The sequence below is a fragment of the Novosphingobium sp. B-7 genome (genome assembly GCF_000410615.1).
Taxonomy (GTDB): Bacteria; Pseudomonadota; Alphaproteobacteria; order Sphingomonadales; family Sphingomonadaceae; genus Novosphingobium; species Novosphingobium capsulatum.
This window is the reverse complement of record NZ_KE148357.1, coordinates 1-4,849: the sequence shown is the minus strand read 5'-3', so window position 1 is coordinate 4,849 and position 4,849 is coordinate 1. Positions and strand designations below refer to the sequence as shown.

General features: G+C 64.8%; 3 protein-coding genes and 1 pseudogene. All 4 read left to right on the top strand.

The window, feature by feature from the left end; translation table 11 throughout:
• Positions 1-206: 206 nt before the first annotated feature.
• Positions 207-2,474, top strand: a complete 2,268-nt coding sequence (locus H926_RS0113820; RefSeq protein ID WP_022676840.1) for a TonB-dependent receptor — start codon at positions 207-209, stop codon at positions 2,472-2,474.
• A gap of 17 nt (positions 2,475-2,491) precedes the next feature.
• Entirely contained in the window at positions 2,492-3,730 is a 1,239-nt protein-coding gene (locus tag H926_RS0113815) for a cytochrome P450 (protein WP_028657997.1), read from the top strand.
• Positions 3,727-4,647, top strand: coding sequence for a helix-turn-helix domain-containing protein (locus H926_RS0113810; protein WP_237741040.1), 921 nt, complete (start codon positions 3,727-3,729; stop codon positions 4,645-4,647). Before H926_RS0113815 ends, H926_RS0113810 begins: the two co-directional genes overlap by 4 nt.
• 7 nt (positions 4,648-4,654) lie before the next feature.
• Positions 4,655-4,849: pseudogene (locus H926_RS27580) on the top strand (hypothetical protein); the annotation flags it as partial.

The window sequence follows — 4,849 nt, the reverse complement described above, 5'->3', positions numbered from 1 at the left end:
CCCACCGACAAGCCGCTCCACGCGCGATCAGGCAAGCGCAGAGCAGGAAATGCACAAATCGGCGACAACCACGACTAAAGCCAGTGCCGCGCCGCGCGGCTAGAACAGGCAAATGAGGACGGCGGCCCCGGCACTGGCATGGTGCCGCTGTCTTCACGCCAACAACAAGAATGACCCGGCCCAAGCAGGACGGGAGGAGAGGAATCATGAAGGCATCTGCCCGCGCGCAGTTTCACGTCTTGGCCAGCCTTGCCGCGCTGGCCGCCGCCACCGCCGCGCCGCGCGTCGCGCTGGCCCAGGATGCCCCCGCCGCGCAGGATGCTGCACCCACGCCGGCGCCGGCCGTTGGCGAAATCGTGGTGACGGCGCAGCGCCGCGCGCAATCGGTGATGGACGTGCCGCTGGCGATTTCGGCGGTTTCGGCGCAGGGCCTGGTGGCCAAGGGCGTGACCAATTCGGCCAACCTGGCCCAGGCGGTGCCCAATCTACAGGTCAGCACCAATTTCGGCGCGGCGCAGCCCAATTTCTCGATGCGCGGCATTTCGGTGGCCAACGAATACAATTCCAACCAGGTTTCTCCCGTTGGCGTCTATATGGACGACGTCTATCTCGCCGCGCGCGCCAGCCATGGCATGGGCCTGTTCGATCTCGATCGCGTGGAAGTGCTGCGCGGGCCGCAGGGCACGCTGTTTGGCCGCAACACCACCGGCGGGGCGATCAACTTCATCACCCGCGCGCCCTCGCTTTCGGGCAGCAATGGCTATGCCGAAGTGGGCTATGGCAACTTCAACACCTTTACGGCGCAGGGTGCGGCCGAAACCACCCTGGCCGATGACCAGGTGGGCCTGCGCGCGGCGGTCAACTATGTGAAGGGTGACGGGCAGATCCACAATGTCTATCCCGGCGGCCGCGATGCGATGAGCCAGGATACCCTGCAGGGCCGCGTGGCCCTGCGCATCAAGCCGACCGGTTCGGGCCTCGACATCAAGATCCGTGCCTATGCCGGGCGCGACAATCCCACTGGGGCAGGCACGATCGGCCTGCAATCGGCCCGCACCGGGCTGGGCTTCTTCGAGGTGAACGAAAAGAACCTGGGCGATTTCCGCACCCGCGCCTGGGGCGTGGCCGCCAACGTTTCCTATGAACTGTCGCCCGCCGTCACGCTTACCTCGATCACGTCATACGATGGTGGCAGCCTGGACATGGGGCAGAATGCAGATGGCGCGCCGGCCGATATTCTCTTCATCAACTGGAAATCCAATTTCCGCCAGTTCGCCGAAGAGGCGCGGATCAACTATTCGTCTGACAAGCTCAAGCTGGTGGCGGGCGTGTTCTATGGCTGGGACCGCACGATCACCGACAACGATTTCAACATCGGCAGCGCGCTGGCGCCGGGGGTGAACGGCGGCTTTTTCCAGCACTTCCGCCAGAGCCGCTTTTCCATCGCCGGGTTCACCCAGGGCGATTACAGCCTGACGCGCAACCTCACGCTGACGCTCGGCGGGCGCTATACTTCGGACAAGGCGCGCTATCGCGATGGCTATGCCTATCTCTTTGCCGGCGGGTTCGGCGCGGGCGAAACGCCGCTGGCCACGACTGTGCCATGCGCAACCGGGCCGGGCACCTGCGCCTATGATCCCAACGCGCGCTACAACCTTAATGGCAATAACAACGCCTTCACCGGCCGCGCCGCGCTCAGCTACAAGTGGGACAGCGGGCTGCTCGGCTATGTCAGCTATAACCGCGGCTATCGCTCCGGCGCGTTCAACGGCGGTTCCTACACCTCTTCGGCGGGGATCAACTTCGTCAAGCCCGAGACCGTCAACGCCTATGAAGTGGGGCTCAAGGGCCGGCTGTTTGACCGTACGCTGTCGTTCTCGACCGCGGCATTCTATTACGACTATTCCAACCAGCAGTTGCAGGACACGCGCCCCGGCCCGGTTTCGATCCTGGTCAATGCGCCCAAGTCGGAAATCTATGGCGCGGAAGGCGAGTTTACCTGGACGCCCAGCACGCGCTTTTCGATCAACGGGTCGGTGGGCCTGCTGCATGCCACGTACAAGGAACTGACGCTCCAGGGCACTAACCTCGCCGGCAACGACCTGCCGTTTGCCCCGCACGTAACCGCGCAACTGGGCGCCGATATCGTGCTGCTCGACAATGGGCCCGATCGCGTGACGCTGTCGCCCAACGTGGCCTATGCCGGGCACCAGTATTTCACGCCGTTCAACCTGACCAATGCTGCCGGCACGGCGCAGAACAACGCCGAATTGCAGCAGGACGCCAATGCCAAGGTGAACGGCCAGATCACCTGGCAGCACGCCAACCTGCAACTGCGGGCATGGATCAAGAACGCCTTCAACGCGCGCACCTATGCCTATGGGCTCGATCTGCGCGGCGCGGGCTTCCCCTACAACTTCCTGGTGCAATCGGCCCCGCGCACGTTCGGCGCCAGCGCCAGGGTCACGTTCTGATGCAGGATACCCCGGCCATGACCACAGCGACCAGCACCCGGCCCGATTTCAAGAACCCCGATCTCTATGTAGCCGGGGTGCCGCACGACCTGTTTGCCCAGGTGCGCGCGGATGAGCCGGTCTATTGGAATGCGGAAGCGGACGGGCCGGGGTTCTGGGCGGTGTTGCGCTATGCCGATATCGTCGAGGTATCGCGCCAGCCGCTGCTGTTTTCTTCCGCCTATGCCAATGGCGGCCACCGCATTTTCAACGAAAACGAGGTGGGCCTGACCGGGGCCGGGGAGAGCGCGATCGGCGTTCCCTTCATCTCGATCGATCCGCCGGTGCACACGCAGTATCGCAAGTTCATGATGCCGGCGGTGGCGCCGGGCCGCCTGGCCGGGATCGAGGAGCGCATTACCGAACGCTGCCGCGCCCTGCTCGACGCCATCCCGCTGGGCGAGCCGGTTGACCTGGTTCAGGCGCTTTCCGCGCCCCTGCCGCTGATGACGCTGTGCGAGCTGTTCGATCTGCCGCCCGAGATCGGCTGGCATGATCTTTATGACTGGACCAACGCCTTTGTCGGCGAGGATGACCCCGAGTTCCGCCAGAGCCCGGAGCAGATGGCGCAAGTGCTCGGCAGTTTCTTTGCCCTGATGCAGACGCTGTTCGACACGCGGCGCCACCAGCCCGGCGCCGATCTGGCGACGCTGCTCGCCAATGCCGAGATCAACGGGCAGCCGGTGCAGTTCCGCGATTTCGTGGGCAATATGATCCTGGCGCTGGTCGGCGCCAACGAGACGACGCGCAATTCGTTGAGCCACACTGTGGTGAACTTTGCCGCCCATCCTGCGCAATGGCAAATGGTGCGCGATGATCCGGCGATCCTGGCCACGGCGGTGCGCGAAATGGTGCGCCATGCCAGCCCGGTGATGCACATGCGCCGCACCGCCACCGCCGATACCGTGCTGGGCGGCCAGGCCATCGCCAAGGGCGACAAGGTGGTGCTGTGGTACACCGCCGCCAACCGCGACGAAAGCGTGTTTGCCGATCCCGACACCTTTGACATCACGCGCGGAAATATCCAGCATCTGGCATTCGGCAGCGGCCAGCACGTGTGCATCGGTTCGCGGCTGGCCGAAATGCAATTGCGGGTGGCGTTTCGCCTGCTGGCGGAGCGGGTCAAAGGGTTCGAACTGGTTTCGGCCCCGCGCCGGTTCCGTTCCAACTTCATCAACGGGCTCAAGAACCTGGACGTGAAGCTGGTGGCAGGATGAAGCAGGCGGCACCGCAAGGCGGGAGAGATGGGATGCAGGAATTGCCGCGTTTCAATCCGGCGGGCACCAACGAGGCGATCATTTCCGATGCGCTGGGGCGGGGGCCTGACATGCAGCTGGGCTCGCGCGAGGATGGCTGGCAGCTGTGCCGCTGGCGCCAGTTCGTCGGCTCCTACACCGTGCCCGCGCTGCCCGAGCCGCTTTATACCATGCATATCGCCGGGCAGCAGCACAACCGCACTTGGCTCAACGGCGGGTGGAGCGAGCATGCCTCGATGCCCGGCTGCGCCACGATCGTGCCATCGGGCCAGCAGACCGGCTGGCTGGTGGATGGCGAACTCGACGTGGTGACGCTGAGCGTGTCGTCGCAGCAGTTGCAGCGCGCGCCGGCGGCCGACCAGTTCCGCACCATGCGCTTTGCCTTTTCCGATCCGCTGGGCGCGGCGTTGACGCGGCAGGTCTTGTCCGAACTCTATGCCCCGCAAAGCGCCGAGCGCGAGGTCTATATCGGCGCGCTGGTCAATGCGCTGAAAGCGCATATCCTGCGCGGCGCCAATTCGGTGACGGCGCAGGATATCCCGATTTCCTCGTTCTCGTCCTATCGCATCCACCATGTGATGAACGCGATCCTGCAAAAGCCCGAAGCGCAGCATTCGCTGGAGGAAATGTCGGCCGTGGCGGGGCTGACGCCCTCGCATTTCTGCCGCGTGTTCCGCAAGGCCACCGGCCTTTCGCCGCACCAGTATGTGATGAAGACCCGCCTGGATAAGGCGCAGCAGATGCTGCACCAGAGCGACCTTTCCATCGCCGCCATTTCCGAAAGCCTGGGCTTTACCAGCCAGAGCCATTTCACCCGCGCCTTTCGCCAGTTCACCGGCGAGGCGCCGAGCGATTTCCGCAAACGCACCAGGAATTGAACGCCTCATGACGATGCAGCCCGGCTTTGCCGATCTTGCCCTGCCGGACCTGCGCCTGCGGGTGGGAGACGATATCCTGCCCGCGACCGGCGCGGTCGATGTGGAAGACCCGAGCACCGGCGCCACCGTGGCGCAAGTGCCGCTGGCCGGCGATACGGCCGTTGATGCCGCCGTGGCTGCCGCGCGCGCCGCGCTGGTGGCG

Coding starts and splice junctions, on each gene's coding strand:
- H926_RS0113820 (WP_022676840.1), top strand. CDS start 207: ATGAAGGCATCTGCCCGCGCGCAGTTTCACGTCTTGGCCAGCCTTGCC.
- H926_RS0113815 (WP_028657997.1), top strand. CDS start 2,492: ATGACCACAGCGACCAGCACCCGGCCCGATTTCAAGAACCCCGATCTC.
- H926_RS0113810 (WP_237741040.1), top strand. CDS start 3,727: ATGAAGCAGGCGGCACCGCAAGGCGGGAGAGATGGGATGCAGGAATTG.